General features: G+C 72.8%; 29 protein-coding genes. 14 read left to right on the plus strand and 15 right to left on the minus strand.

The window, feature by feature from the left end; translation table 11 throughout:
- The first annotated feature begins 12 nt into the window (after positions 1 to 12).
- Positions 13 to 561, plus strand: coding sequence for a sigma-70 family RNA polymerase sigma factor (locus tag O7600_RS22100; protein WP_281590242.1), 549 nt, complete (start codon positions 13 to 15; stop codon positions 559 to 561).
- A complete protein-coding gene (locus O7600_RS22105) occupies positions 558 to 1,271 on the plus strand; it encodes a hypothetical protein (RefSeq protein WP_281590244.1) in 714 nt (237 codons plus the stop codon). The genes O7600_RS22100 and O7600_RS22105 overlap by 4 nt, the downstream gene beginning before the upstream one ends.
- Before the next feature lie 245 nt (positions 1,272 to 1,516).
- Here the strand turns inward: O7600_RS22105 and O7600_RS22110 are convergent, their stop codons facing one another.
- The 5 genes from O7600_RS22110 to O7600_RS22130 are packed head-to-tail and all read right to left on the minus strand — an operon-like array spanning position 1,517 to position 5,152.
- A complete protein-coding gene (locus O7600_RS22110) occupies positions 1,517 to 1,903 on the minus strand; it encodes a VOC family protein (protein WP_281590246.1) in 387 nt (128 codons plus the stop codon).
- Positions 1,904 to 1,913: 10 nt separating this feature from the next.
- Complete coding sequence (locus O7600_RS22115; protein ID WP_281594236.1) at positions 1,914 to 2,387, minus strand: AAA family ATPase; 474 nt, start codon at positions 2,385 to 2,387, stop codon at positions 1,914 to 1,916.
- Positions 2,388 to 2,402: 15 nt separating this feature from the next.
- A complete protein-coding gene (locus O7600_RS22120) occupies positions 2,403 to 3,140 on the minus strand; it encodes a class I SAM-dependent methyltransferase (RefSeq protein ID WP_281590248.1) in 738 nt (245 codons plus the stop codon).
- A 49-nt stretch (positions 3,141 to 3,189) separates the two neighbouring features.
- Entirely contained in the window at positions 3,190 to 4,023 is an 834-nt protein-coding gene (locus O7600_RS22125) for an inositol monophosphatase family protein (protein WP_281590250.1), read from the minus strand.
- Positions 4,024 to 4,027: 4 nt separating this feature from the next.
- The gene (locus tag O7600_RS22130) at positions 4,028 to 5,152 is read right to left on the minus strand and encodes a hypothetical protein (protein ID WP_281590252.1); all 1,125 of its coding nucleotides are present in this window, start codon (positions 5,150 to 5,152) and stop codon (positions 4,028 to 4,030) included.
- Positions 5,153 to 5,321: 169 nt separating this feature from the next.
- On the opposite strand from O7600_RS22130, the gene O7600_RS22135 reads away from it, so the two are divergent.
- From O7600_RS22135 to O7600_RS22145, 3 genes are all read left to right on the plus strand, one after another.
- Positions 5,322 to 6,116: a 6-phosphogluconolactonase gene (locus O7600_RS22135; protein ID WP_281590254.1), complete on the plus strand. Its 795-nt coding sequence runs from the start codon at positions 5,322 to 5,324 to the stop codon at positions 6,114 to 6,116.
- Between the two features lie 124 nt (positions 6,117 to 6,240).
- Complete coding sequence (locus O7600_RS22140) at positions 6,241 to 7,017, plus strand: HAD-IIB family hydrolase (protein ID WP_281590256.1); 777 nt, start codon at positions 6,241 to 6,243, stop codon at positions 7,015 to 7,017.
- Between the two features lie 298 nt (positions 7,018 to 7,315).
- Positions 7,316 to 9,103: an adenylyl cyclase gene (locus tag O7600_RS22145; RefSeq protein ID WP_281590258.1), complete on the plus strand. Its 1,788-nt coding sequence runs from the start codon at positions 7,316 to 7,318 to the stop codon at positions 9,101 to 9,103.
- 45 nt (positions 9,104 to 9,148) lie between these two features.
- Here the strand turns inward: O7600_RS22145 and O7600_RS22150 are convergent, their stop codons facing one another.
- The 3 genes from O7600_RS22150 to O7600_RS22160 all read right to left on the minus strand — a co-directional run bounded on the left by O7600_RS22150 (position 9,149) and on the right by O7600_RS22160 (position 11,844).
- Complete coding sequence (locus tag O7600_RS22150) at positions 9,149 to 9,742, minus strand: ATP-dependent Clp protease proteolytic subunit (protein WP_091582790.1); 594 nt, start codon at positions 9,740 to 9,742, stop codon at positions 9,149 to 9,151.
- 126 nt (positions 9,743 to 9,868) lie between these two features.
- Complete coding sequence (locus O7600_RS22155) at positions 9,869 to 10,510, minus strand: helix-turn-helix transcriptional regulator (protein WP_281590261.1); 642 nt, start codon at positions 10,508 to 10,510, stop codon at positions 9,869 to 9,871.
- A 107-nt stretch (positions 10,511 to 10,617) separates the two neighbouring features.
- Positions 10,618 to 11,844, minus strand: coding sequence for a hypothetical protein (locus tag O7600_RS22160; RefSeq protein ID WP_281590263.1), 1,227 nt, complete (start codon positions 11,842 to 11,844; stop codon positions 10,618 to 10,620).
- A gap of 178 nt (positions 11,845 to 12,022) precedes the next feature.
- Here O7600_RS22160 and O7600_RS22165 point away from each other — a divergent pair, with 178 nt between their 5' ends.
- Positions 12,023 to 13,036 (plus strand): potassium channel family protein, encoded by a 1,014-nt coding sequence (locus tag O7600_RS22165; RefSeq protein ID WP_281590265.1) that lies wholly within the window; start codon positions 12,023 to 12,025, stop codon positions 13,034 to 13,036.
- A gap of 55 nt (positions 13,037 to 13,091) precedes the next feature.
- On the opposite strand, the gene O7600_RS22170 is transcribed toward O7600_RS22165, so the two are convergent.
- Positions 13,092 to 13,574, minus strand: coding sequence for a MarR family winged helix-turn-helix transcriptional regulator (locus tag O7600_RS22170; protein ID WP_281590267.1), 483 nt, complete (start codon positions 13,572 to 13,574; stop codon positions 13,092 to 13,094).
- Between the two features lie 86 nt (positions 13,575 to 13,660).
- On the opposite strand from O7600_RS22170, the gene O7600_RS22175 reads away from it, so the two are divergent.
- Positions 13,661 to 14,308, plus strand: coding sequence for an NAD(P)H-dependent oxidoreductase (locus O7600_RS22175; protein WP_099162706.1), 648 nt, complete (start codon positions 13,661 to 13,663; stop codon positions 14,306 to 14,308).
- Positions 14,309 to 14,387: 79 nt separating this feature from the next.
- Here O7600_RS22175 and O7600_RS22180 read toward each other — a convergent pair whose 3' ends face one another.
- From O7600_RS22180 to O7600_RS22190, 3 genes are all read right to left on the minus strand, one after another.
- Positions 14,388 to 15,422, minus strand: a complete 1,035-nt coding sequence (locus tag O7600_RS22180; RefSeq protein WP_281590270.1) for a 2-oxoacid:ferredoxin oxidoreductase subunit beta — start codon at positions 15,420 to 15,422, stop codon at positions 14,388 to 14,390.
- A complete protein-coding gene (locus O7600_RS22185; RefSeq protein WP_281590272.1) occupies positions 15,415 to 17,262 on the minus strand; it encodes a 2-oxoacid:acceptor oxidoreductase subunit alpha in 1,848 nt (615 codons plus the stop codon). Before O7600_RS22185 ends, O7600_RS22180 begins: the two co-directional genes overlap by 8 nt.
- Positions 17,263 to 17,458: 196 nt before the next feature.
- Positions 17,459 to 18,919 carry a hypothetical protein gene (locus O7600_RS22190; RefSeq protein WP_281590274.1) on the minus strand — a complete coding sequence of 487 codons (1,461 nt, stop codon included), beginning with the start codon at positions 18,917 to 18,919 and terminating at the stop codon, positions 17,459 to 17,461.
- Between the two features lie 125 nt (positions 18,920 to 19,044).
- Here O7600_RS22190 and O7600_RS22195 point away from each other — a divergent pair, with 125 nt between their 5' ends.
- Positions 19,045 to 19,422 (plus strand): NADH-quinone oxidoreductase subunit A, encoded by a 378-nt coding sequence (locus O7600_RS22195; protein ID WP_098743819.1) that lies wholly within the window; start codon positions 19,045 to 19,047, stop codon positions 19,420 to 19,422.
- A 2-nt stretch (positions 19,423 to 19,424) separates the two neighbouring features.
- Here O7600_RS22195 and folP read toward each other — a convergent pair whose 3' ends face one another.
- Entirely contained in the window at positions 19,425 to 20,294 is an 870-nt protein-coding gene (folP, locus tag O7600_RS22200) for a dihydropteroate synthase (RefSeq protein ID WP_281590277.1), read from the minus strand.
- Positions 20,295 to 20,489: 195 nt separating this feature from the next.
- Between folP and O7600_RS22205 the strand changes: the two genes are divergently transcribed.
- The 4 genes from O7600_RS22205 to O7600_RS22220 all read left to right on the plus strand — a co-directional run bounded on the left by O7600_RS22205 (position 20,490) and on the right by O7600_RS22220 (position 23,051).
- Positions 20,490 to 21,131, plus strand: coding sequence for a DivIVA domain-containing protein (locus O7600_RS22205; protein WP_281590279.1), 642 nt, complete (start codon positions 20,490 to 20,492; stop codon positions 21,129 to 21,131).
- Positions 21,128 to 21,625, plus strand: a complete 498-nt coding sequence (locus O7600_RS22210; protein ID WP_099162702.1) for an SRPBCC family protein — start codon at positions 21,128 to 21,130, stop codon at positions 21,623 to 21,625. Before O7600_RS22205 ends, O7600_RS22210 begins: the two co-directional genes overlap by 4 nt.
- Positions 21,626 to 21,712: 87 nt before the next feature.
- Positions 21,713 to 22,297 carry a DNA-3-methyladenine glycosylase I gene (locus O7600_RS22215; protein ID WP_091582747.1) on the plus strand — a complete coding sequence of 195 codons (585 nt, stop codon included), beginning with the start codon at positions 21,713 to 21,715 and terminating at the stop codon, positions 22,295 to 22,297.
- 25 nt (positions 22,298 to 22,322) lie between these two features.
- Positions 22,323 to 23,051 carry a hypothetical protein gene (locus tag O7600_RS22220; protein WP_281590282.1) on the plus strand — a complete coding sequence of 243 codons (729 nt, stop codon included), beginning with the start codon at positions 22,323 to 22,325 and terminating at the stop codon, positions 23,049 to 23,051.
- A 6-nt stretch (positions 23,052 to 23,057) separates the two neighbouring features.
- Here the strand turns inward: O7600_RS22220 and O7600_RS22225 are convergent, their stop codons facing one another.
- Both O7600_RS22225 and O7600_RS22230 read right to left on the minus strand, forming a co-directional pair.
- On the minus strand, positions 23,058 to 23,849 hold the full coding sequence (locus O7600_RS22225; protein ID WP_091582740.1) for an enoyl-CoA hydratase-related protein: 792 nt from the start codon (positions 23,847 to 23,849) through the stop codon (positions 23,058 to 23,060).
- A 4-nt stretch (positions 23,850 to 23,853) separates the two neighbouring features.
- Positions 23,854 to 24,672 (minus strand): PaaX family transcriptional regulator C-terminal domain-containing protein, encoded by an 819-nt coding sequence (locus O7600_RS22230; RefSeq protein ID WP_091582737.1) that lies wholly within the window; start codon positions 24,670 to 24,672, stop codon positions 23,854 to 23,856.
- Between the two features lie 190 nt (positions 24,673 to 24,862).
- Here O7600_RS22230 and O7600_RS22235 point away from each other — a divergent pair, with 190 nt between their 5' ends.
- Both O7600_RS22235 and O7600_RS22240 read left to right on the plus strand, forming a co-directional pair.
- On the plus strand, positions 24,863 to 25,030 hold the full coding sequence (locus O7600_RS22235; protein ID WP_013283866.1) for a DUF3117 domain-containing protein: 168 nt from the start codon (positions 24,863 to 24,865) through the stop codon (positions 25,028 to 25,030).
- Positions 25,031 to 25,173: 143 nt separating this feature from the next.
- Positions 25,174 to 26,634 (plus strand): leucyl aminopeptidase family protein, encoded by a 1,461-nt coding sequence (locus tag O7600_RS22240; RefSeq protein ID WP_281590286.1) that lies wholly within the window; start codon positions 25,174 to 25,176, stop codon positions 26,632 to 26,634.
- Positions 26,635 to 26,643: the final 9 nt, after the last annotated feature.

A 26,643-nucleotide genomic window follows, 5' to 3' on the forward strand; every position in this document is an offset into this window, starting at 1 on the left:
AACAGGGTAGGTATGGAAGACGACCGGGCAAGATTCGTGGAGTTGTTCCAGCGGCATTACGGTGCCGTCATGCGATACGCGGCACGCCGCGTGGGACAGGACCGGGCGTCCGACGTTGTCAACGAAGCGTTTCTCGTAGCTTGGCGGCGGTTGGCCGACGTGCCGGTCACCGACTCGCTGCCCTGGCTGTACGCGACGACGCGTCACGTGATCGGCAACGAGATCCGGGGTCGAAGCCGGCAGGCGAGGTTGGCTGCCCGGATTGGCGAAAGTGCCGAGTTGGTGATGGCCGACCACGCCGACGTGGTGGTCGACCAGGTAAGAGTGCGCCGGGCGCTCGCCGAACTCCCCGAGCGTGACCAAGAGGCACTGCGGTTAGCCGCTTGGGAGGGCCTCGACGCCGGCGCTGCTGCCATGGTGATGGGGTGCAGCCGCGCTGCGTACAAGGTGCGCTTGTATCGCGCCCGGAGGCGGCTGGCGGCCGTTTTGGCTCCCGTCAAGGACCGAAAGACGGTGGATGCCACGTTTACCTCAGTGGCGAACGAAGGAGGATCAAGATGATGAGCGATCGGTCGTTGCGCGCCGCAGATCCCGCCGCCGATTGGCGCGTTGATCCGCAGTCGACCCGGGCCCAACAGATGCTGACCGGCATCCTCGCGACACCGCACGACGTCAACGCCGACCTGTCGCGCCGATTGCCGGAGAGGCAGCGCGGCACCACCCGGCGGGTATGGCGTCGGCGGATCGCGTTTGGCGGTGGCGCGGCCCTTGCGGTCACCGTTGCCATGTCGACGCTCTGGAACGGCGAACCGAACGGGGCCACTGCGGCATACGCGGTCACCGCAAAGCCCGATGGTTCCGTGGAACTCACCGTGCGGTGGGAACAACTACGAAACGTGGGCGGGCTCGCAACCAAGCTCCGCCAGGCTGGCGTACCCACGGTGGTCACGTCCAGCAGGCCAGACCGTGTCTGTGCCGCTCCCGCCGACCGGGACCGGGCGAGCGAGGCTTTGAACAAGCAGAACCCTAATGGGCAACCAGCCTCCCTCGACGGGTACGTCATGCGGCCAAAGCTGTTTCCCGAAGGCAGCACCCTGGTCATCTCGACCTTCTCCGACACAGCGACACAGCTGACCTACACGATGTTCTACCTTGCTCCGACCGGTTCGACCTCCTGCACGTTAAGCGGCACGCTGGGTAGCGTGCGCTACACGGGACCTGGGCCCCATCCCACTCGCCTCCGCATCACGTGGCCCGAACCGGCAGAGTGAGCATGGACCTTGCTACGACGCTCATGCTGACGAGGTCACCCCCTTGGATGGGGACAAGATCCGGAACATGCCCGGAATGAACAAGCGCATCGCTGAGGGGACGTCGAGTGTATGCCCTGGTAGACGAGGGATGGCCGTGCAGCCGCTACTCCCTTCCTAAACCGTGTGTCGCAGGTTCGAATCCTGCCGGGGGCACCAGGTCACCGCACTGATCAACGATCACAGCCGGGGTTCCGGGCCCGCGCTCAGCCGACCCTGGAGACGATCTCCACGAGGTTTCCGTCCGGGTCCCGCAGCAGGGCGTTGCGGTTGCCGTTGCCCGAGTCGTGCGGGTCCTGAACCGTCGGTACGCCGGCGGCGGCCAGCCGGGCGAAGGCATCGTCGACGTCGCGCGTCCACACGACCAGCGCCATGGCGGGCCGTCCGGGCTCGGCGGTGACGCCGTGGGCGCGCCGGGCCGCCTCGACGGTGCCGAGCCCGAGCGTGAACCCGCCGAGGCGGAACTCGACGTGCTCCGGGGCGCCCTCGGTTGGCGTCCGGAACGTCTCGACGAAGCCGAGCAGGTCGCGGTAGAAGCGGATGCCGGCCTCGATGTCGGAGGTGTAGAGATTGACGAGGGCGCTTTCGAACATGCGTCCGACTCTACCCACCGGCGAGGCGCTCCAGGTGCCCCACCACGCTCTCGACCGGCGCCGACGCGTCGACCTCGGCGGTGGCGGTGGCCCGCAGCAGGGGCTCGACCTCGGCGAGGTTGCGCAGGATCTCGGCCCGTTCCTCGGCCCGCTTGCCGTACGGGTTGTCGGTGCGGTCGGCGATGCGCGCCAGCAGCACCTCGGCCGGGGCGCTGAGCAACACGACGTGGTCGAAGCTCGGATAGAACCGGCCCTGCTTGCTCTTGCACCCGGCGACGAACAGGTGCCCGGCGCGGTGCCCGGTGAGCAGGTCGGCGATCGCGCCCTCCCGCCAGACCCAGTCGGGCGAACCGTCGGCCAGGGTCACCCACCGGCTCCAGCGGTCGGAGTCGGTGTCGACGGTGCGGTGGCCACGCGCGGCCAGCATCCGCAGCGCGGTCGACTTGCCGGTGCCGGACATGCCGGTGACGAGAACCTTCGCAATGGCCGGGAGCGTAGGTCAGCCGGGCAGTCGGTAGACCGACACGTGCGAGCGCGACTCGCCGGTGAACTCGGCGCCGGTCCAGTCGGCGTGCCGGCTCTCCAGGGCGAAGCCGGTCAGCTCGCCCATGAGGTCCAGTTCGGACGGCCAGACGTAGCGGTGCGGGGTGCGGAAGATCTGCGCCTCCCGGCCGGCGCCGAACCGGACGTGGTGCGACACCACCCGCTGCCGCAGCACGTCGTAGGTGTCCAGGCCGAGGTATCCGTCCTCGGTGTGCCACACGGTCGCCTGCCGGCCCGGGGGGAGCTGACGCAACTCGGGCACCCACAGCTCGATCACGAACCGCCCGCCCGGCCGGAGGTGGCGAGCGGCGTTGCGGAAACAGGCCACCTGCTCGGCCTGGGTGAGCAGGTTGGCGACGGTGTTGTAGACCAGGTAGACCAGGCTGAACTCGCCGGGCACGGTCGCGCTGGCCATGTCGCCGACCACCACCGGGATCGTGGCCGCGTCGACCTTCGTCCGCAGTCGCTCCACCATGGGTACGGAGAGTTCGATCCCGCTGACGGGCACGCCGCGTTCGGCCAGCGGTACGGCCACCCGGCCGGTGCCGACGGCGAACTCCAGGGCGCGTCCGTCACCGGCGAGCGCGGCGAGGCGGTCCACTGTCGGCCCGAGCACGTCCGGCGCGAACATCCCGGTGCCCGGGGTGTCGTAGCGCCGGGCTGCCTCGGCGTCCCAGATCTCCTCCTGGCGCATCCACCCACCATGGTCCCGCCCCGCCCGCCTGTCGACAGGGTTCACGACGTCAGCCGGCGAGGTGCGCCCGGACGTCCCGGTGCAGGTGCGGATTGGCGATGGCGAGGATCCGGTGCCGCCGCACCTCACCGCGCCCGAGGCCACGGACGATCGCGCCGAAGTCGATCGGTTCGCCCGCCGGGTCGGTCACCGTCCCGCCGGCCCGGGCCACCAACTCGTACGCCAGCGTCTCGTAGGACGGCTGGCCGAACTCGTGGTCGACGAAGCCGTCCACCTCACCGACGGCGATCCGGGCGGCGACGATGGCGCCGTCGACGGTGGCGAGCAGCTTCGGGCCGGCGAGCAGCGTCAGCGGCGGATTCCGCCGGCGGTTCCGCTTCAGGAGCGACACCACCAGGAACGCGTCCTCGACCCGCTGGACACTCGAGCAGGCCGCCGCCCGGGTGTCTCCGCCCAGGCTGGAGACGTGCGCCCCGGCGTGCGGGTCGGCCCAGACGACGCGCGGGATCTGGATGTCCGCGATCGCGCCGCTGAGGAACTCTCCCTCGACGGTGTACTCGTACACCGCCACCGCCGACTCCCGGACGCCGTGGAAGGTCAGGGTGGTGTTGCAGTACGGGTCGCAGACGATCATCCGGGGTTCCGCGCCCAGTCGCACCAGGCCGGCTTCCTCCGAGAAGACCTGGCCCTGGAAGCCGCGCCGGCGCAGGGCGTCGAAGAGGACCTGCTCGGCGACGTCGTCGACCTTGTGGGCGGTGTGCCCACCGCCCTTGTCCTGGGTGACCTCGCCGAGGTCGGTGGTCGCGACGGCGTCGGAGAGGGCCGGCCGCACGGTTTCGGCGATCTCGGCGGCCAAGTCGAACGTCAGCGGTAGGTGCGCCACTTCCTCAGCCTCTCGCCTGCTCGTCGGCTTCGATGTCCGCGAAACATCTCTGGCACACCGTACGCCTGCTCGCGCGGTGCAGCCGGCTCCGGCGCCGCCAGATCAACCGCGTCGTGCAGACGTCGCAGTAGTGCGGGGGCAGGATCTGTTCTCGCACGGCGACGAGGATCGCCGTGCCCAGCAGGCCGAGCAGCACACCGAACGCGTAGCAGACGAGCTGGCTCACCCGGCGCAGCTCGCTGAGGTCGGTGATGGTGAGGACGGCGAACAGCGTGGCCGGCGCGTACAGCGAGATGGACGTGGCGAAGATCCAGGCACCGGGGCTGCGGCTGTGGATGTCGGCCGACCGGTAGAAGCCGGTGGACGGCCGTACGGCCTGGAGGACGGGCGGCGCCAGGGCGAGCGCGAGGGTGACCGCGGCCATGTCGGTGTAGCCGCCGTAGACGAGCGCGATGGTCAGGGCGGAGGAGAACAGCCCGACGCATCCGGCGAACGGCAGCATCGCCAGGTTGCGGAAGCGCGATTCGCTGTGCAGCCCGAAGAGGTACGTGATTTCGGCCCGCCCGGACGGATAGAACCCGATCTTCCTTACCGTGCCGGGCCCCACTCCCTGTGCCAGCGAGTGGTATTCGGAGGAGTCCACCCGGCACCGCAGCGACAGTTCCGGAGAGTGCTCGAGGTTGATGACGGTGCGGGGGACCGAGGCGGCGCGGACGGCGAAGCCGAGCCGCCAGGTCTGCAGCACGCCGTCGCCGCCGACCAGGAAGAACAGGCTCGCGCTCGTGAAGGTGATGTGCAGATTCCCCGGTACGCCCCGCAATTCGCGTGACGGCACCTGGACGACCAGGCAGGAGTCCGTGGTGACCGGACGTGTGCTGAGGGCACGTCCGCCACCGGTGACGCTCAGGTCGGTGACGCGGGGCGGCGCCGTGCCGGTCGCCCGGAGGGCGTCCAGGGGAAGGGGTACCGCCAGTTCGACGAGTGGCGTCCACGGGCTGCGGCTGCGGGCCGGCACGGGCATGTCGATGTCGACGTGAACGGTGCCGACGTAGGTGGCCGGCGCGTCCGCCACGCGAAGGCGGACCACGGCCGCTCCGCGCTCGGCGTATTCGTGCAGGAGGTCGTGCACCCGAATTCCGTCGAACCGCTGCAGATTGGCGCTGAGGCCTGATGAGACAGGGGATGACACCATCGGCCTCCCTCGACCACGGAAACAGCCGGGCGGGTATTGACGACGGTAGCGCGGGACGCAATAACGTCTTCTCGTCGAACCATTCCAAAGTGGTAGGAGAGTGGCCGTGTCGGTCCGTTCCGTCGTGTTCGCCACCGCCGAGGACCTCGCGACCCAGACGGCACTGGAGATCGCCCGGGGCTTACGCGCCGCCGCTTCGGCAGGCCGGCGCTACCTTCTGGGCTGTCCCTCCGGACGCAGCGCCACCCGTACTTTCCGGCTGCTCGCCGAGGTGGTGGCGGAGCGGCGCATCCCCGTCTCCGGTCTCGTCGTGGTCGCGCTGGACGCGTACGTGCAGACCGCGGCCGGCCGCTTCGTGCCGGTGCCGGCGGACCGGCACCACAGTTGCGAGCGGTACGTCACGACGGAGATCGTCGGACCGCTCAATCGGGGACTACGCCCGGCGGATCGGATTCCCGCCGCGCAGATCTGGGTCCCCGGGCCCGATCGTCCCGCCGATCTCGACGCGCGGATCCGCGAGCACGGAGGCATGGACCTGCTGATCCTGGCGTCCGGTTCGGGCGACGGTCATGTCGGCTTCAACGGGCCGGGCTCGGCTCGGCTCGGCGTGACGCGTGTGGTCCGTCTGGAGGATTCCACCCGCCGGGACAACCTCCGCACGTATCCCGCCTTCGGGTCCGTGGGCGAGGTGCCCACGCACGGCGTCACGATGGGGATCGCCACCATGGCCGACCTGGCCCACCGGGCTGTGCTGCTCCTGCCCGGAGCGGAGAAGGCCGCCGCCTTCCGACGCGTGCGGCGGTGCCGGGACTACGACCCGGAGTGGCCCTCGTCGGTGGTCGCCGCGTGCGCCGACGGGGTGGTCTACGCGGACGTTTCCGCTGCCCACGGCCGCGACTGAGCGGCGGAGGCGATAGCCTGCGACCAGAAGGCTGCGTGGCGTGACGATCAGGGCTCGCGGACGCCGGAGGGTCACCGTCGGTACCCTGCTAGTCCTGGCCTGCCCGCGACGACATGAGGTGTTCGTGAACGATCTTCGAGTGGTGGCGTTCGACCTCGACGACACCCTGGCGATTTCCAAGTCCCAGATCGATCGTCGGATGGCGGATCTGCTCGGCCACCTGCTCACCGAGGTGGACGTCCTGATCATCTCGGGTGGGCGGTTCGAGCAGTTCCAGTCGCAGGTGCTGACCCACCTCGACCTCACCGAGGAGCAGCGCGCCCGCCTGCACCTGATGCCGACCTGCGGCACCCGCTACTACCGCTGGTCGGACGGGGACTGGCGGCAGGTCTACGCCGAGGACCTGACCGCTGCCGACAAGGCCCGGGTCGTCGCGGCGCTGACCGAGTCGGCGCAGGCGCTCGGCCTGTGGGAGGCGAAGACCTGGGGCGACATCATCGAGGACCGGGGCAGCCAGATCACGTTCTCGGCGTTGGGGCAGTCCGCGCCGCCGGCCGAGAAGTACGGCTGGGACCCGGACGGCGACAAGAAGAAGCGGCTGCGGGACGCGGTCGCGGCGAAGCTGCCGGACCTGGAGGTCCGTGGTGGCGGCTCGACCTCGATCGACGTCACCCGCAAGGGCGTGGACAAGGCGTACGGCATGCGAAAGCTGCTGGAGTGCCTGGACCTGAAGATCGACAACGTGCTCTTCGTCGGTGACCGGCTCGACGTGGGTGGCAACGACTACCCGGTCAAGGCCATGGGCATCCGCAGCGTCGCCGTCACCCGCTGGGAGGAGACGGCCGACTACGTGGAGAGCCTGGTCGACGACCTCGTGAAGCAGCGCGCCGAGCGCGCCTGAGCGACGCGGCGCGCCCGACCTCCGCCGCGGGCGGCCAGGCTCGCTCGGCCGGTGGTCAGAGCGCGGCGCGGATCGCCTCGGCCAGGGTGGTCGGCTCGCGGCCGAGCAGTTTAGCGAGGTCGTCGCCGACCTCCAGTTCGCCGCGGGCGATTCCCCGGTCTGCGTCGGCGAGCACTGCCGCTTCTCGGCGCCGAGGTCCTTCCCGGTTCCGGAACCGGCGGGCTCTGGCGGGATCGACGGCGATGAGGTAGGAACGGCCAGAGAGCGCTCTCCCCACCCTCACCGAACAGGCAGGCAGATGCGATCACCCGACCCCTCCCGCCGCCGTTTCCTCACGCTCGCCGCCTCGGCGGCCTCGCTCACCGCCCTCGGCCTCCCGGCCGGCGCCGCCGTCGCGTCCCCGCCGGCACGCCCGCCCCGGGAGCCCGACTTCGGGCCCCATGTGCGCGTCTTCGACCCGAGCACGCCGGTCGCGGAGATCCAGTCCACCCTGGACCAGATCTTCACCGCCCAGGAGCACAACGAGATGGGCTTCGACCGCTACGCCGTGCTGTTCAAGCCCGGCCGCTACGAGGTGGACGCCCGGCTCGGCTACTACACGACCGTCGCCGGGCTCGGCGCGCACCCGGACGACGTGGAGATCCACGGCGCGGTCCGGGTGATCGGGCAGCCCGACCCGAACTCACCCGCCGGCATCTCCGCGCTGACCAACTTCTGGCGCTCGGCGGAGAACCTCGCCGTGAGCCCCACCGACTGGTCGAACCAGTGGGCCGTCTCGCAGGCGTCCCCGATGCGCCGGGTGCACATCAAGGGCGTGCTGTGGCTGGAGCCCGGCAACGGCGGCTACTCCAGCGGCGGCTACATCGCCGACTCCAGGGTGGACGGGATCACCATCAACGGATCCCAGCAGCAGTGGCTCACCCGGGACAGCGAACTCGGCGGCGACTGGACCAACGGAGTCTGGAACCAGGTCTTCTCCGGTGTGGTCGGCGCACCGGCGCAGGGCTTTCCCGACCCGCCGTACACCACGCTGCCGACCAGCCCGGTGACCCGGGAGAAGCCGTACCTCTTCGTCGACGGCGCGGGCCGCTGGCGCGTCGCCGTGCCCCGCCTGCGCCGGGACACCGCGGGCACCACCTGGGGTGCCGGTGGCGCGCCGGTGCCCTCGCTGCCGCTGTCCGACTTCTACCTCGCCCGGCCCACCGATTCCGCCCGACGGATCAACACCGAACTCGCCCGGGGCCGGCACCTGCTGCTCACCCCCGGCGTCTACCACCTGGACCGGGCGCTGCGGGTCCGCCGGCCGAACACCGTCGTGCTCGGCCTCGGCATGCCGAGCCTCGTGCCGACCGGCGGCGACGCGGCCCTGCGGATCGAGGACGTCGACGGGGTTCGCATCGCCGGGGTGCTGGTGGACGCCGGGCCGGTCGAGTCGGAGGTGCTGGTCGAGGTCGGTGGACGGCACTGCCACCGGTCGCACGCCACGAATCCGATCTCGCTCCAGGACGTCTTCTTCCGCATCGGCGGCCCGTACGCCGGGCGCGCGGTGACCAGCCTGGTCGTCAACAGCCGGCACACGCTGATCGACAACATCTGGGCCTGGCGGGGCGACCACGGCCGGCCGGGCACCATCGGCTGGACCGTGAACACCGCGGCCACCGGTGTGGTCGTCAACGGCGACGACGTGACCGCGTACGGGCTCTTCGTCGAGCACTACCAGCGCTGGCAGACGATCTGGAACGGCGAGCGCGGGCGGACCGTGTTCTACCAGAGCGAGCTGCCCTACGACCCGCCGAGCCAGGCGGCCTGGCGCAGCCCCACCGGCAACGGCTGGGCCTCCTACAAGGTGGCCGACCACGTCCGCGCGCACGAGGCGTGGGGGCTCGGCGTCTACGCGTACTTCAACCAGGGCGTGGACATCCGCTGCGACCGGGCGATCGAGGCGCCTCGCCGGGCCGGCGTGCGGTTCCACGACGCGATCACCGTGTTCCTGAACGGCAGCGGCGGGATCGAGCGGACGATCAACGAGGTCGGCACCCCGGTGGTCGGCACCTACGGCACCAGCCCGGTGGTCAGCTACCCCTGACCGTGGCGGACGGCCCGGCCGGCGCGACCGGCCGGGCCGTCCGGCTCACGCGGCGAGCTGGTCGACGCGGGAGAGCACCTGGTCGACGAGGCCGTAGTCGCGGGCCTCCTCGGCGGTGAACCAGCGGTCCCGGTCCCAGTCCCGCTGGATCTCCTCCAGCGTGTGCCCGCTGTGTTCCGCGATCAGCTCCTGCATCGTGCGCTTCACGTGCAGCATGTTCTCGGCCTGGATGGTGATGTCGGCCGCCGTGCCGCCCATCCCGCCGGAGGGCTGGTGCATCATGATCCGCGCGTGCGGCAGCGCGAACCGCTTGCCCGCGGCCCCGGCGCAGAGCAGGAACTGCCCCATCGACCCGGCCATCCCCAGCGCCAGCGTGGCCACGTCGTTGTTGACGTACCGCATGGTGTCGTAGACGGCCATGCCGGCGCTGACCGAGCCGCCCGGCGAGTTGATGTAGAGGAAGATGTCCCGCTCAGGGTCCTCCGCCGCGAGGAGCAGGATCTGCGCGCAGATCTGGTTGGCCGAGGCGTCGGTGACCTCGGTGCCGAGGAAGATGATCCGTTCCTTCAGCAGCCGTTCGAAGACCCGGTCACCGAAGGCCGGCTGCCCCTCGTCCAGCATCCAGATGCCACCACCCATGACCGCCCACCTCCGTGCCGCCGGTGGGCGGGGAACCGCCCGGCGAGCCGGCGGTCTCCAGCGTCCGTCGGGCGCACCCCCGCGGCCCAGGCTTTCTGCCCGGGGCAGATTCGCCCTGGGCAGAAGCTACGCGGCGACCGCGCGCCGCCGGCCGGCTCGGGCCCGCTGCCGGGCCACCGCCGGCGAGGTACGCGGGCGCGGGCGGACGGTCGGGGCGGAGGGGGCCGGCCAGATCCGGATGCCGCCGCCGAACCCGATCGGCGTGGTGGCGTCGAGGGCGGGGCCGACCGGCCTCGGCCCGAGCTCCATGGGGCGCCGCGCGCCACCGAGCAGGGGCGTGGCGGTGACCGGCCGACGGACGACCGGCGGGCGGAGCGAGACCGTCGGCCGGTGGGCCACCGAGCTCCGGGGCGACGTGGTGGGCCGGCGGGTGACGGACAGCCGGGGCGGGCCGACCCGCAGGTGCGGGCCGGTGCGGGTGGCCGGCGCGCGGTCGAGGCGGGCCAGCGGAATGGCGGTGCCGACCGGCGTGGGCCGCTCCCGGCGCAGCTCGTCGCGCGCCTCCTCCAGCAGATCGGCGAGGTGGATCCCGAGCGCCCGGCAGATCGCGGCCAGCACCTCGGAGGACGCCTCCTTGCGGCCGCGCTCGACCTCGGAGAGGTAGGGCAGGGAGACCCCGGCGGCCTGGGCCACCTCGCGCAGCGTGCGGCCCTGACGCAGGCGGATCCGCCGGAGCACCCCGCCGATCACCCGTCGCAGCAACGACATGCCGGCCTCCTCGCGGTCGCCGTTCGCCGACGCCACCCATCATGCCCTGTCCCGGTCGGTCGGACCGGCCCGGTCGGCCCCCGTGGTGCCGACCGGACCGGTTCCGGTCACCGCCAGACGACCGCTCGACCGTGCCAGCTCGGCGAGACGTAGTTCGCCTGCCCGACGACGAGACCGGCGTCGTTGACGTTGATCGCGACGCTGCTCACCGCACCGTCCGGCAACGGCAGCAACTGCGAGCTCGCGGTCGGCGACGGCCAGATCATCGCCCGGCTGTCGGTGCCGTCGGTGCCGATCACCAGCCCGGAGTCGTTCACCGACTGTGCCGTCGGGGAGGCCGAGCTGGTGGCCAGCCGGCGCATCGTCGCACCGTCCCAGAAGAACGCGGCGAACTGGCCGTCCGCGGTCCAGCTCGTGCCGACCACCTGACCGAGATCGTTGATGCCGTTCGCGACGCTGGTGGGCCCGCCGAGCGTGCCGAGCGACCGGAGGACGCCGTCGCGCCAGACGAACGCCTGGTTGACGAACGGAGGGTCGGTCCAGTCCTTGAAGCCGTAGGTGCCGGTGACCGTGCCGGCCTCGTTGACCGCGGCGGCGCTCGCACCCGGCGGCGCGTCGATCGTGACCTCGGTGTTCCCGGTCCGGACGAAGGCCCGTCGCCCGGCGAAGCCGTCGGTCACGTGGTAGACGCCGACGATCCGGTCCCCGGCCGTGTCGCTCGCGGCGGAGAAGATGCCGCCGGTCAACCCGAGATCCTGGATCTTCCCGTCCACCCAGGCCACGGCGTGGGCGGTGCCGTCGGCGGCCTGGGCGAAGCCCACGATGCGCCCCCGCTCGTCGATCGCCTCGGCCTGACTGTTCAGCCCGCCGAGCGTGCCCAGGTCCTCGATCCGCCCGTCCACCCAGCGCACCGCGTGCCAGTAGCCGCTGGCCAGCTCCGCCGACCCGACCACCACCCCGGCCGAGTTGACGTCGTAGGCCGTGGTGCTCCAGTTGTCGTCCAGCCCCGGCAGCACGTCGGCGGTCCGCTTCGCCGTCGGCATCGGCGCCGGTGCGGTGGGGGCCGGCGTGCCGGACGGCGACGGCGAGGCGGTCGGCGTCGGGCGCGCGGTGGGCGAGGGGGACACCGTCGGCGTGGGCCGCACGGTGGGCGTCGGCGAGGCGGTCGGCCGGGGGGAGACGGTCGGTGACGGGACGGGCGTGGGTTTCGGCCGCGTGGGCCGGGACGTCTCCGGCGGGCGGTCCCCGGGTCGACCCGCCGTGGCGGGTGACGCGCCGGCCAGGGCCGTCCCGAGGACCACGGCCAGCGTGGTCAGTGCCGCACGTGTACGCATCCGACTCCCCCTCGTCACTATCGGTGCGTACGAGTCTTGCCCAGCGGCACGTCGATGAATGTGACGAGATCCTTACCGCTCGTGCGGCGGGGGCCGGTCCCCTGGCCCGGCCGGCCGGTTCGGGCCGTACCCGCTATCTTGAGGGCGTGCAGGCGACGGTGGCGGAGCGGGACCGACGGTGATCCATTTTCCCGCGCAACGGCGGGGGCCGCTGAGCGCGCTGAGTCTGCGCCTGCTCGCCGCCCTGGGGTTGGTCCTCGCCACCGTCTTCGTGGTCTGGCTCGACCGCGACGGCTACCGCGACGTCAACGGGGACGGCCTGACCCTCCTCGACTGCTTCTACTACGTGGTGGTGTCGCTCTCCACCACCGGTTACGGCGACATCGCCCCGTCCAGCCCGTCGGCCCGCCTGATCAACGTCCTGTTCGTCACCCCCGCCCGGGTGCTCTTCCTGATCATCCTGGTCGGCACCACCCTGGAAGTCCTGACCGAGCAGTACCGGACCGGCCGTCGCCTGTCGCGGTGGAGGAGAACCGTGAAGGACCACGTCATCATCTGCGGGTACGGCACCAAGGGCCGCAGCGCGGTCTCCGCGCTGTTGGAGAACGGGGCGGACAAGTCCAAGATCGTGGTGGTCGAGCGGAGCGGGCCGGCCCTGCGTCAGGCCACCTCGAACGGGCTGGTCACCATCGAGGGCTCGGCGACCCGCTCGTCGGTGCTGGAGGAGGCGCACATCCGCACCGCCAAGGCGGTCATCATCGCGACCGACAGCGACGACGCTTCGGTGCTCGTGGCGTTGACCGTCCGGCAGCTCACCGCCGGTCAGGTGCGGATCATCGCGGCGGTCCGGGAGGCGGAGAACGCGCCGCTGCTCAAGCAGAGCGGGGCGCACCACGTGATCGTGTCGTCGGCCACCGCCGGTCGGCTGCTCGGCCTCTCCACCTCGGCCCCGCCGCTGATCGACGTGGTGGAGGACCTGCTCACCCCGGGTCAGGGCATGGCGCTCGCGATGCGCTCGGCCGAGCGCAGCGAGGTGGGCCGTTCGCCGCGTGAGCTGGAGTCGCTGGTGATCGCGCTGGTGCGCCGCGGCAAGGTGGTCACGCTGAACGATCGTGCCGCAGCGACGATCGAGACCGGCGACATGCTGGTCCACGTCCGGGACGACCGGCCGCAGCCGACCACCACCGTCTGAGCCGGCCGCCGGGCCGGTCGTGTCCGGCCCCGCCGGGCCGCGGCACCGCCTGCGGTCAGCAGGCGTCCGGCCCACCTTCCGCGACCACCTCGGCGCAGGACGACGATCGACCCTGGCTGGCCCGTCGCAGCAGCTCGTAGAGCAGGTCCCGCTCGCCCGGCGCCAGCGCGCCGAGCACCTCCTCCTCCGCGCCGGCGAGCGCGCACTCGGCCTCGCGCAGCCGCTTCACGCCCACCTCGGTGAGGCTGACCACGTGCCGGCGGCGGTCCTCCGGGGAGCGACGGCGCTCGACCAGTTCGTCCGCCTCCAGGTCGTTGAGCAGCCCGACCACGTTCGTGCCGTCGATCTGGAGCGTGGCGGCCAGCCCCTGCTGGCTGATGCCGCCCGAGTCGCGTAGCACGGTGAGCGCGACCAGGTGCCGGGGGCGCAGGCCCAGCGGCGCCAGCACCGACTCGGAGCGCAGCCGCATCCGGCGGGCCAGGTGCTGCAGCAGCGGCCCGGATCGGCGCTCCGACTCGTCGGTGGGCACGGCGGACATGTGACCCAGTTTACGCGGCCCACGGAACATCGCCCTGCTATAAATGGTTGGTCCTACACGAACGATCCATGGAGGGGGAACAACCAATGGCACACCTGTTGCACATCGACTCGAGCATCACCGGCGAGCGGTCGGTCAGCCGGCGCCTCACCGCCCGCGCGGCGGCCGCCTGGCGCGCCGCCCACCCCGGCGGCACGGTCACCTACCGGGACCTCGGGCAGAGCCCGGTGCCGCACCTCGACGCCGCTGGCGGTCTCGCCCGGATGGTGCCGCCGGACCAGCACACGCCCGAGCAGCGCGCCTCCTGGCAGCTGACCGAGGAGCTGGTGGGGGAGGTGACCCGGGCCGACACGATCCTGCTGGGACTGCCGCTCTACAACTACGGCGCACCGAGCGTGGTGAAGTCCTGGGTCGACCACCTGATCGCCCCCGGCATCGCGTACGACCCGGCGACCCGGGCCGGGCTGCTCGGCGGTCGCGAGTTCGTGGTCCTGGTCAGCCGGGGCGGCGGCTACGGCGCGGGAAGCCCGAAGGAGGGCTGGGACCACGCCGAGCCGTGGCTTCCGCACGGCATCTCGATGACCGGCCTGGAGCCGCGGTTCATCTCCGCCGAGCTGACCCTGGCCCCGGTCAACCCGGCCATGGCCGAGCTGATCCCGCTGCACGAGCAGAGCCTGGCGGCCGCCGAGCGGGCGGTCGACGAGCTGTGGGTGCCCGCCGCGGCGGCGGCCTGACCGGGTGCCTCCACGCCAAAGGGCGGGCCGTTCCGCGGGGGAACGGCCCGCCCTTCGGCGTCGGCGGGTCAATGACCGGTCAGAGGATGGTCCAGGTGTCGCCGCTGCCGAGCAGCGCGGAGAGCTGCTGCTCCGGGGTCTGGTCGACAGTGGCGCGCGCCGCGGCGACCTGCTCCTGCACCACGCTGTCGTAGGACGGGCGGCCCACCGACCGGAACACGCCGATCGGGGTGTTGCGCAGGTCGAGCCCGGGCAGGCGGGACAGCGCGAACGCGTACGCCGGGTCGGCGACCGTGGCGTCGTGCACGACGATCTCCTCGGCCGGGGTGGCCGAGGTCTCCCGGACCTCCAGCCCGAAGCCGCCCGGCGGGTGGACGACGCAGAACTGCCCGTCCTTGCCGAACGTGATCGGCTGCCCGTGCTCCAGCCGGATCAGGAAGTCGTCCCGGGTGGCCGGCTCCTTGAGCGGGTCGAACGCGCCGTCGTTGAAGATGTTGCAGTTCTGGTAGATCTCCACGAACGCCGAGCCCTGGTGCTCGGCCGCGGCCCGCAGCACCGACTGGAGGTGCTTGCGGTCCGAGTCGATGGTCCGGGCCACGAACGTGGCCTCGGCGCCCAACGCCAGCGACAGCGGGTTGAACGGGGCGTCCGCCGACCCGGCCGGGGTCGACTTGGTGATCTTGCCGACCTCGGAGGTGGGCGAGTACTGACCCTTGGTGAGGCCGTAGATCCGGTTGTTGAACAGCAGGATCTTCAGGTTGACGTTGCGGCGCAGCGCGTGGATCAGGTGGTTGCCGCCGATGGAGAGCGCGTCGCCGTCACCGGTGACCACCCAGACCGACAGGTCCGGCCGGGACACCGACAGGCCGGTGGCGATCGCCGGGGCGCGGCCGTGGATCGAGTGCATCCCGTACGTGTTCATGTAGTACGGGAAGCGCGACGAGCAGCCGATGCCCGAGACGAAGACGATGTTCTCCCGGGCGATGTTCAGCTCCGGCATGAAGCCCTGCACGGCGGCCAGGATGGCGTAGTCGCCGCAACCGGGGCACCAGCGCACCTCCTGGTCGGACTTGAAGTCCTTGGCGGTGAGCTTCAGGGCGACGGGCTCAGACATTCTTCAGGACCTCTTCCAGCATCGTCTCCAGCTCCGCGGCGGTGAACGGCAGGCCACGGACCTGGTTGTAGCCGATCGCGTCGACCAGGTACTTCGCCCGGATCACGTGGGCGAGCTGGCCGAGGTTCATCTCGGGGACGACCACCCGGTCGTAGGAGCGCAGCACCTCGCCGAGATTGGCCGGCATCGGGGCCAGGTGACGCAGGTGCGCCTGGGCCACCGACAGCCCGCGCTGGCGCAGACCCCGGCAGGCGGCGCCGATCGGCCCGTACGTCGAGCCCCAACCCAGCACCAGCACCCGGGCGTCGCCGTCCGGGTCCTCCACCTCGACGTCGGGCACCGGGATGGTCTCGATCCGGGCCGCCCGGGTCCGCACCATGAAGTCGTGGTTCGCCGGGTCGTACGAGATGTCGCCGGTCTTGTCGGCCTTCTCCAGGCCGCCGATCCGGTGCTCCAGGCCCGGGGTGCCGGGCACCGCCCACGGGCGGGCCAGCGTCTGCGGGTCCCGCAGGTACGGCAGGAAGCTGGTGCCGTCCTCGCCGTTGGGCTCGGTGGCGAACTCGACCCGCAGGTCGGGCAGGGACTCCACATCCGGCAGCAGCCACGGCTCGGAGCCGTTGGCCACGTAGTTGTCGGAGAGCAGGATCACCGGCGTGCGGTAGGTGAGTGCGATCCGGGCCGCCTCCAGCGCCGCGTGGAAGCAGTCCGACGGCGACTTCGGCGCCACCACCGCGACCGGCGCCTCACCGTGCCGGCCGTACAGGGCCATGTTCAGGTCGGCCTGCTCGGTCTTGGTGGGCATGCCGGTGGACGGCCCGGCCCGCTGCACGTCGACGATGACCAGCGGCAGCTCCAACGCCACCGCCAGGGAGATCGTCTCGCTCTTGAGCGCCACGCCCGGGCCGCTGGTGGTGGTGATGCCGAGCGCGCCGCCGTACGACGCGCCCAGCGCCGCGCCGACCGCGGCGATCTCGTCCTCGGCCTGCATGGTGACCACGCCGAACTTCTTGTGCTTGCTCAGCTCGTGCAGGATGTCCGAGGCCGGGGTGATCGGGTAGGCGCCGAGGAACACCGGCAGCCCGGAGCGCACCCCGGCGGCCACCAGGCCCAGCGACAGGGCCGCGTTGCCGGTGATGTTGCGGTAGGTGCCCGGCAGCATCTTCGCCGGCTTGACCTCGTACCGGACCGAGAAGTCCTCGGTGGTCTCGCCGAAGTTCCAGCCGGCCCGGAACGCGGCCACGTTCGCCGTCACCAGCTCGGGGCGGGCCGCGAACTTGCGCTCCAGGAACCGCAGCGTCGACTCGTACGGGCGGGAGTACATCCAGCTCAGCAACCCGAGCGCGAACATGTTCTTGGCCCGCTCGGCGTCCTTCTTGGACACGTCGTGCGCGGCCAGCGCGCCGATCGTCATCGAGGTGAGCGCGACCGGGTGCACCGCGTAGCCGGCGAGCGAGTCGTCGTCCAACGGGCTGGTCGCGTAGCCGACCTTGGCCAGGTTGCGCCGGGTGAACTCGTCGGTGTTGACGATGATGTCCGCCCCGCGCGGCAGGTCGGCCAGGTTCGCCTTCAACGCGGCCGGGTTCATCGCCACCAGCACGTTCGGCGCGTCGCCCGGCGTCAGGATGTCGTAGTCGGCGAAGTGCACCTGGAAGCTCGACACACCCGGCAGCGTGCCGGCGGGGGCGCGGATCTCGGCCGGGAAGTTGGGCAACGTGGAGATGTCGTTGCCCAGCTGCGCCGTCTCCGAGGTGAACCGGTCGCCGGTGAGCTGCATGCCGTCGCCGGAATCGCCGGCGAACCGAATGACCACCCGGTCCAGTTGACGGATCTGCTTGGTCACGCCCGCACCTCGCTTCGCTGAGCGCCGTCGCCCTCACCGGCGCGGCCCGCTCCGTTTCTCACGTCAGAGCCTACGTCGCCCGGTTAGGGCCACCTTGGTGGAGGTCCGACGTGTGGGACCCGAACGGGCCGGTGTATGCCCCGCTTTGCAGCGTTTAGTACCGCCGGCCGTAATTCAGATCACCACCGGATTCGTCTCACCGCTCCGCGGTCGACGGCCCGGCCGGGTCGGGCGCGCCGATCTCGCTGCGACGTCGCAGCGAGCGCGTGGCCAGGGCCAGCGCCAGCACGACCAGCAACCCGGACACGGCGATCAGGGCGATCGCGGTGCGCTGCACCGACGACTCGTCGTCGTCGGCCCGGCTCTCCGCGGCCAGCACGCCCTGCGACCCGGTGGGGGTGGGCGCGCCGGCCGCCGGCGTGGCCTGCGCCGCCGCCGCGCTGATCCGGAAGCTCATCTGCACCTGCCGGTCCCGCCCGCTGCGCGGGTCCAGCCGGGCGATCACCGCGCCGGCGAGCGGCGCCATCCGCTGCGCCTCCGGCGAGGCGGTCACCGGCAGCCGCAGGGTGGCGGTCCGGCCCGAGGGCAGGCTGCCCAGCTCGCACCGCGTCCGGTCCGGCGCCACCGCGGCGCAGCCGGTGTCGCCAGCCCCGACGGTCACCCCGGCCGGCAGCAGCACCTCCACCCGGCCGGTGGCGTCCACCTCGCCGGTGTTGCCGAGCCGGACGGTCAGCGTGCTCGGCGCGCCACTGATGTCGAAGAGCACCTCGTCGGCCCGCAGCGAGATGCCCGGCACCGGGGGCCCGGGCGGGAACAGCACCGCGAAGCCCTCGTCGTCGTACGCCGCCCCTTCGGCCCCGGGCGCGACGGCGGTCACCTGGACCACGCCGCTCAGCGGCATGGCCCGCCAGGCGTCCGCGCCGACGCGTACCCGGATGGTCGCGCTGAACCGCGCGCCCGGCGCGGCGGCCCACTGCCCGCACCGGTGGTTGCCGCCGCCGGCGGGGGCGCAGCCCGGCGTGCCGGCGTCGGTCAGGCCGGGCGGCAGGCTGTAACCGAGGCTGATCTGCTCCGCCCGTCCGCCGGTGTTGGTCACCGTCACCCGCAGCGTGGTCACCGTGCTGTCGGCGTTCCAGTAGTCCGGGGTCAGCACCACGTCGTCGGTGGAGACCTGCACGCCCAGCGGACCGCCGGCCGGCTGGGTCGGCGGCGGAGGCGGGGGCTGGACCGGCGGCACCACGGGCGGAGGCGCGGGCGCGGTGGTGGTGGGCGCCGTGGTGGTCGGCGCCGGCACGACCGGGGCCGTGGTCGGCGCCGTCGGGGCGGTGGTGGTCGGCGCCGGCGGCGTGGTGGGCGCCGGGGCCTCCTCGGTCGGGGGCGCGGTGGTCGGCTCCGGCGCGGTGGTGGTCGGATCGTCGGTCGGCGTGGTCGGCTCGGTCGGGTCGCCACCGGGCTCGCCGCCCGGACCGTCCGGATCACCCGGATCGCCGGGTTCCGCCACGTGGACCACGCCGGCCAACGGGGAGGGGGAGGCCACGGCCCACCCCGGCGCCACCGCCACGACCGTCGCGGCCGCGGCGAGCAGCGCGGGAGCGAACAGCGCGAGGGTACGGCGGTGCGCGACCCGCCGAGCGGGTCGAACGCGGGGGCGGGTCATCTGTCCTCCGGACGTTTCAGCGAGGTCTCATTATTCGGCGACAGTTGCCATCCGGCACTAGTCCCGTCAGGAAACGAATTCGTAACGTGTCCGGGACGTCTGGACGGGACCGGTACGCTCCGCTCGTGACCGGATATCTCGGCTCGTACGCCACACTCGGTCTGCTGCTGCTCGCCGCCGTGCTCTTCTTCGTCACGGCGTTCTCGGCCAACCGGGTGTTACGTCCCCGCCGGCCGGCCGAGCCGTGGGGCAAGCGGGCCACGTACGAGTGCGGTCTCGACCCGGTCGGCGGCGACTGGGCCCAGATGCAGATCCGCTACTACGTCTACGCCTACCTCTACGTGCTCTTCGCGGTCGAGGCGGTCTTCCTCTTCCCCTGGGCGCTGGTCTTCGATCGGCCCGGGTTCGGGGCGACCACCGTGGTGGAGATGGGCGTCTTCGTCGCGATCGTGGCGCTCGGGATCCTCTACGCCTGGCGGCGCGGCGTCCTGCGCTGGACCTGACCCTAGGCCAGCCCGCGCCGCGTCGCCGCCGGGGGCCGGTCGCCCCGGATCGAGGCCACCATGTCCAACACCCGGCGGGTCTGACGCACCTGGTGGGCCCGGAACACCCGGGCCCCCAGCCACGCCGAGACCGCGGTGGCGGCCAACGTCCCCTCCAGCCGCTCGGGCACCGGCAGGTCCAGCGTCTCGCCGATGAAGTCCTTGTTCGACAGCGCCACCAGCAGCGGCCACCCGGTGTCGGTCAGCTCGCCCAGCCGGCGGGTGATCTCCAACGAGTGCCGGGTGTTCTTGCCGAAGTCGTGCGCCGGGTCGATCAGGATGCCGTCCCGCCGCACCCCCAGTCCCACCGCCCGCTCGGCCAGCCCGGTGACCGTGCCGACCACGTCCGCCACCACGTCGTCGAAGGCCGCCCGGTGCGGCCGCGTACGCGGGGCCAACCCGCCGGCGTGCGAGCAGACCAGCCCCGCGCCGGTCGCCGCGGCGACCCGGGCCAGCGCCGGGTCCGCCCCCGACCAGGTGTCGTTGAGCAGGTCCGCGCCGGCCGCGACCGCCTCCACCGCCACCTCGGCCCGCCAGGTGTCGATCGAGACGACGACGTCCGGGAAGGCGGTTCGGACCGCGGCGATGGTGTCCACCGTCCGGCGGATCTCCTCGGCCACGTCCACCTCGTCGCCAGGGCCGGCCTTCACCCCGCCGATGTCGATGATCTCCGCGCCCTCGGTCACCGCCCGCTCCACCGCGCGCAGCGCGCTGTCCTCGGCGAAGGTGGCGCCCCGGTCGAAGAACGAGTCCGGTGTCCGGTTGACGATCGCCATCACCACCAGCTCGCCGGGAGCGAAGGTCCGCCTACCGAGCCGTAGCGCTCCCGTCATGCCCGCCTCCTCGTCTCCCCGCCCCGGGTGGCCGTCGTCGCGGGCCGACCCGACGCTATCCGGTCCGGAGCCCCCGCCCTCCGCTGGTCCCACCGGCCCGTTCCGTGGTCGCCCCGCTCGGGGGGAGTGCGGCGTTTCCGAGTCGGAGGTGGCGGAGGGCTCGCCCGATCCCGGCCCGCATGCCACGATCTCTGCATGGGTCAGGTTCTGCTCCTTCTGGTGGTCGCGCTGACCGTCGCGGCGGTGGTGCTCGGGGTGACGGTGCTGGTCTCCGGGCGTGATCCGGGCCTGGTCCCGACCGAGCCCGACGGGCGGGCCGTGCCCCTGCCCGGCACCCGACCGCTCGACGAGTCCGACGTGAGCGAGGTCCGTTTCGACACCGCGCTGCGCGGTTACCGGATGGCCCAGGTCGACGCGGCGATGCGACGGGCCGCGTACGACATCGGCTACAAGTCCGAGCTGATCGGCGTGCTGGAGGCCGAGAACGCGGCGCTGCGGGAGGGGCGCACCGAGGAGGCCGACGCGCTGCGCCGGGCCCGCGAGGAGGCCGCGGCGACCAGCTCCGAGCCCGCCCCGTCCACGGCCGATCCGACGACCGCCGGGCCGGTGACCATCGACCTCTCGGCGCCCGCGCCCGGATCCGGCGTCGAGCCGGAGACCGGTGCCGGGGTCGCCCCGGCCGAGGCGGGCGTGGCGGAGGCTCCGGCCGCCGCGGCCGTCGAGGACACCACCTCGCCCGGCGACGGGATCATCACCGGACCGTCCGCCGGGAGCGTGCCGGCCGCCGGTGCCGACGACCGGGAACGCGGTCCGGTGGTCCGGTCGGAGTCGGCGTGACCGGCGCGGAGGGCTCGGCCGACTTCGCCGAGGCGGCCCGGCGCGGCGCGGCCGAGGTCACCGCGACGGTGATCGTCGACGCGCCGGCCGAGCGGGTCTTCGCGGCGCTGACCGCGTGGGAGCGGCAGTCGGACTGGATCCCGCTCACCACGGTCCGCGTGGTCGAGGGCGACGGCGGCGAGGGCAGCCTGGTCGAGGCGGTCACCGCGCTGGGGCCGGCCGTGCTGCGGGACGAGATGCGGGTGGTGCGGGTCGACGCCCCGTACGAGGTCGGGGTGGTCCACTGCGGCAAGCTGCTGCGTGGCCCGGGGGTCCTGCGCTGCACCCCGATGGACCGGGACCGGACGCAGGTGGTCTGGCACGAGTGGTTCCACCTGCCGGGCGGCGCGGCGGGCCGGGTCGCCTGGCCGGTGCTCTGGCCCGGCTCGAAGTTCAGCCTGACCCAGGCGTTGAAGAAGTTCGCCCGCCTGGTCGAACAGGGCCGCCTGCCCTGAGGCCCACCCCGACCGGCTGAATCAACCTGTCGGGACCGGCGCCCGCGCGCCGGCAGCCTGTCGGTGGGCTGACCTACCGTGTAGGGCGTGACTGACCTGGTGATCGGGGCCGACGGACTGGCCCGCTGCGCGTGGGGAGCGAGCACCCCCGACTACGCCGTCTACCACGACGACGAGTGGGGGCGGCCGCTGCGCGGCGACGACGCGCTCTACGAGCGGCTCACCCTGGAGGCGTTCCAGTCCGGCCTGTCCTGGCTGACCATCCTGCGCAAGCGCCCCGCGTTCCGGCTCGCCTTCGACGGGTTCCGGATCGAGACGGTGGCCGGCTACGGCGAGGCCGACGTCGCCCGGCTGATGGCGGACGCCGGGATCGTCCGCAACCGGGCCAAGGTCGAGGCGGCGATCGCCAACGCCCGGGCCGCCCTGGAGCTGCCCGAAGGGCTCTCCGCGTTGCTCTGGTCCTACGCGCCGCCGCCCCGGGCCGCGCGACCCGGCTCGTTCGGCGAGGTGCCCGCGATCACCCCGGAGTCGACGGCGATGGCCAAGGCGCTCAAGAAGCGTGGCTTCCGCTTCGTCGGCCCCACCACCGCCTACGCGCTGATGCAGGCGACCGGGATGGTGGACGACCATCTCGCCGACTGTCACGTGAGTGGCGACCGGGCCGGGGTGTGACGCGACGGCGTGATGGGATTGGGGCATGACCGACACCGAGCCGCGCACGAGCGCGACGACCGACGGTGACACCGGGCCGGGCGCCTGGGCGGTGCTGCTGCCCGCCGAGCGCTACGAGGCCGAGCGGCTGGTGCACCACGACGTGCTGGAGCTGACCGGCGTCCCGGCGGGAGCCGCGCCCCGGTCCGGCGACCGGGTGGCGGTGCTGGTCGAGGAGCCGCTGCGCCTGGTGGCGCTCGGCCGGGTGGCCCCGGCCACCGCCACGACCCGCGACGCCCCGGCGAGGCCGGCTTCCGGGCCCCGGATCGCCCCCGCGACGGCCGCCCCCGGGAGCCGGGACGCCGGGACCCCGGAGGCCCCGACCGCCGGGGGGAGCTGGGAGGACCCGGACGACCCGCAGTCCGACGCGACGGCGGGGCTCGTGGTGACGTACACCCGGCGGGTGCTGGACGAGCCGGTGCCGGTGGACGGCCCGGCCCCCGACGGCCCGGTGGCCGCGCTCGACCCCGCGCGGTGGCGGGCGCTGGCCGACCGGCTCGGCCCGCCGCCGGCGCGGCGCACCTGGCTGGTCAGCCTCGACCTGCCGATCGAGGCGGCCACCCGGGCCGAGGCGGTCCGGATCTTCTGGTCGTACGTGCAGGAGCTGGGCCCGCGTGAGCTGCCCGCGTTCGTCTCGCCCTCCGGCGACGAGCTGGCCATGCAGGCGTTCGTGCTCGGCGCGGAGGCCAACCAGGATCCGGAGGAGGACGACTGACCGGCCTCAGCGCCCCTCGAACACCGGCTTCTGCTTGTTGACGAACGCCATGGTGGCGGCGCGGTGGTCGGCGGTGCCGCCGCAGATCGCCTGCGCCTGCGCCTCCGCGGCCAGCGCGTCGGCCAGCGTGCCGGCGTCGGCGATGGAGAGCTGGCGCTTGATCGCCCCGTACGCGACGGTCGGCCCGGCCGCGAGCCGCGCGGCCAGTTCCTGCGCGGTCGGCAGCACCTGCTCGTCGTCGTCCACCAGGCGGGTGAGCAGGCCGAGCCGGCACGCGTCCTCGGCACCGACCGGTTCGGCGAGCATCAGCAGCTCGACCGCCTTGGCGTGGCCGACGAGTCGGGGCAGGGTCCAGGAGGCCCCGGTGTCGGCGGCCAGCCCGACCCCGGCGAACGCCATCAGGAACCGGGTCTTCGGGCCGCCGATCCGGAAGTCGGCGAGGAACGCCAGCGAGGCGCCGGCCCCGGCGGCCATCCCGCGCACCGCGGCGACCACCGGCTTGGGCAGGTTGGCCAGGCGGGCGGCGATCGGGTTGTAGTGCGCCCGGACCGTGCCGAGCGGGTCGGCGTCGGCCGACTCCAGCGTCTGCACGTGCTCCCGCAGGTCCTGCCCGGCGCTGAACGAGCCGCCCGCGCCGGCGAGCACGACCGCCCGGCAGGAACGGTCGGTCTCCAGTTCGGCGAGGGCGTCCCGGAGCGCCTCCTTGAGCGCCACGTCGAGCGAGTTCATCGCCGTCGGGCGGTTCAGCGTCAGGGTGACGACGGCGTCGGTGCGGTCGACGAGCAGCGGCTCGGTCACGTGTCTAACGACCCTTCTGTCGGGCGAGGCGGTTGCTGGCGTCGAGGCACTGCTCGACGTACCGGTCGGCGGCCGGCCGGAGCCGGGCCGCGTGCCGGTCGAAGAACCCGGCCGCGCTGGTGCCCGGCCAGCGCTCGGGGAGCAGCGCCGGGGGCAGCTGCGGGTCCTGGAACAGGAAGGTACGCCACGCGTGCACGAGCCGGAACCGGGCCGCGTACGCGTCCTCGTCGCTGCTGCGCACGGTGACGCCGGAGAGCAGCGGCTTCTGCTCGGCGACGAAGCGTTCGTACGCCCGGCCGATCTCGGACAGGTCCCAGGCCCGGCGGACGACACCCATGGCGCCGGGCGTGCCGGCGGCGTGCGCGGCGGTGAACCGCTCGTAGCGCACGCCGGCCTCGGCGAGCAGCAGGTCGACGTCCTCGCCGGGGCGGGTGGCCACCCAGGTGCAGTCGTCGAGGGTGCCGTAGCCGAGGAAGCTGAGGTTGGCGGCGAGCCGTTGCCGGTCCCGGCGGGACGGGGGCGCCGTCAGCACCAGGAGGTCGAACCGTCCGTCCCAACTGTGCCGACCGGTCCGGTAGATCCGGGAGGCCGCCTCGTCGAGTCGACGGCCCGCCTTCGGGGTGATCGAATATCCCGGTCCGGAGGCCAGCCGGAGCGGTTCCAGCCAGCCCTGACGGACCATCCGGGAGACCGCGGTGCGCACCGCCGGTGGGGCGATGCCGAGGGGTGCGAGCAGCTTGACCAGGGCGGCGACCGGCGCGCGGCCACCCCTGGCGCGGAGGTGGTCGCCGTACAGGTCGAAGAGTGCCGACCGTGCCTGCATGACCGCACATTGTGACAGGCCTATCCAAGATAAGCTAGATGCTGTTACATCAATGCTGCTTCGGTTTGGGTCCGGCGGTGTTCATCAGGGAAAATCGTTGGTCGACGCCTCCGCGACGCTTGCGGGTGGCGATGGCGAAGTGGCTGTGGGGCAACCCACCGACCCTGGTGTAGGTCTGAGGGGAGACAACATGGCGGCGATGAAGCCGCGGACGGGCGACGGTCCGCTGGAAGTCACCAAGGAGGGCCGGGGCATCGTCATGCGGGTCCCGCTGGAGGGTGGTGGCCGGCTCGTCGTCGAGATGACTCCCGACGAGGCCACCGCGCTGGGTGACGCGCTGAAGGCGGCTGCCGGCTGATGCGAGGAGCGGGTCGCGCGGCATTCGCCGCGCGGCCGGTTCGTCCTACCCTGAGCCACCGGCTTGGCCGGTGGCTCAGGGCCTTCATCGGCCAGTGAGCGCAAACTGTCCCGCTAAGAGCATTTTCGGAGGTACGGTCCAGCGTGCTGGCCATTCGTCTGGTGAGCGGGTCCGTGCGACCCGACACCCTCGTCCTGCCCGTTCGTCCCGGAGGGCCGGACTCCCCGGCCGCGCTGGTGCCGACCGCCGCCCCGTCCGCCGACGACGTCCGGGCCGAGGCGGGCGCGCTGCTGCCCGCCGCCCGACTCACCGGCGCCGCCGGCGAGGTACGCGAGCACCTGCGCCCCGGCGCCGCCCCGAACCGCCTCTGGCTGCTCGGTGTCGGTGCCGGCGACGAGCAGGACTGGCGGGTCGCCGGGGCCGCGCTGGCCCGCGCCGCCAAGGATGAGACGCAGATCACCATCGCGCTTCCCGACGACGCCGGGACGGCGCTGCGCGGCCTCGCCGAGGGCCTCTTGCTCGGCTCCTACCGCTTCCGCCTCACCGACGCCGGCGCGCGGCCGTCCCTGGCCGGGGTGGACCTGCTGGTGACCGACCCGGAGGCGCTCGAAGACACGCTCGCCGCGGCCCGGACCACCGCCGAGATGACCGTGCTGGCCCGGGACCTGACCAACACCCCCTCGTCGACGAAGCACCCGGAGTGGTTCGCCGACCAGGTGGCCGCCGCCGCGGCCGGCCGGCCCGGCCTGCACCTGCGCGTGCGTGAACCGCGGGAGCTGGCGGCCGAGGGCTTCGGCGGGCTCCTCGCCGTCGGCGGCGGCTCCGCCCGCGGCCCGCGCCTGGTCGAGCTGGACTGGCGCCCGGCCGGCGCGCGTACCCATGTGGTGCTGGTCGGCAAGGGCATCACGTTCGACACCGGCGGCATCTCGATCAAGCCGGTGCCCGCCATGAAGCTGATGCGCAAGGACATGGCCGGCGCCGCCGCCGTGGTCGCCGCGACGCTCGGCGCCGCCGCGCTGGGCCTGCCGGTACGGGTCACCACGCTGGCCCCGCTCGCCGAGAACATGGTCAGCGGCTCGGCGTTCCGCCCCGGCGACATCATCCGGCACTACGGCGGCCTGACCAGCGAGAGCACCAACTCCGACGCCGAGGGCCGGCTGGTGCTGGCCGACGCCATGGCGTACGCCGTGCGGGAGCTGAAGCCCGACCTGCTGGTCGACCTCGCGACCCTGACCGGGGCGAACGCGGTGGCGCTGGGTAAGCGGCACGCCGCGCTCTACAGCGAGAACGACGACCTGGCCGCAGGCCTGCTGGCCGCGATCTCGGCGGCCGGGGAGCGGGCCTGGCGGATGCCGCTCGCCGACGACTACGTGGAATACCTGGCCAGCGACATCGCCGACCTGCACAGCTCCCCGGCGCGGGGCGCGGGCTCGGTGGTGGCCGCGCTGTTCCTCCGCGAGTTCACCGGCGACCTGCGGGACCGCTGGGCGCACCTGGACATGTCCGCCCCCTCGTGGTCCGACGACGTGCACGGCGAGCTGGTCAAGGGCGCGACCGGCTGGGGCGTACGCGGACTGCTGCGCTGGCTGGGGACGCTGGGCTGACCGGCGGCG

Origin of the sequence: Micromonospora sp. WMMA1998 (genome assembly GCF_027497375.1) — a bacterium.
Taxonomy (GTDB): domain Bacteria; phylum Actinomycetota; class Actinomycetes; order Mycobacteriales; family Micromonosporaceae; genus Micromonospora; species Micromonospora sediminicola.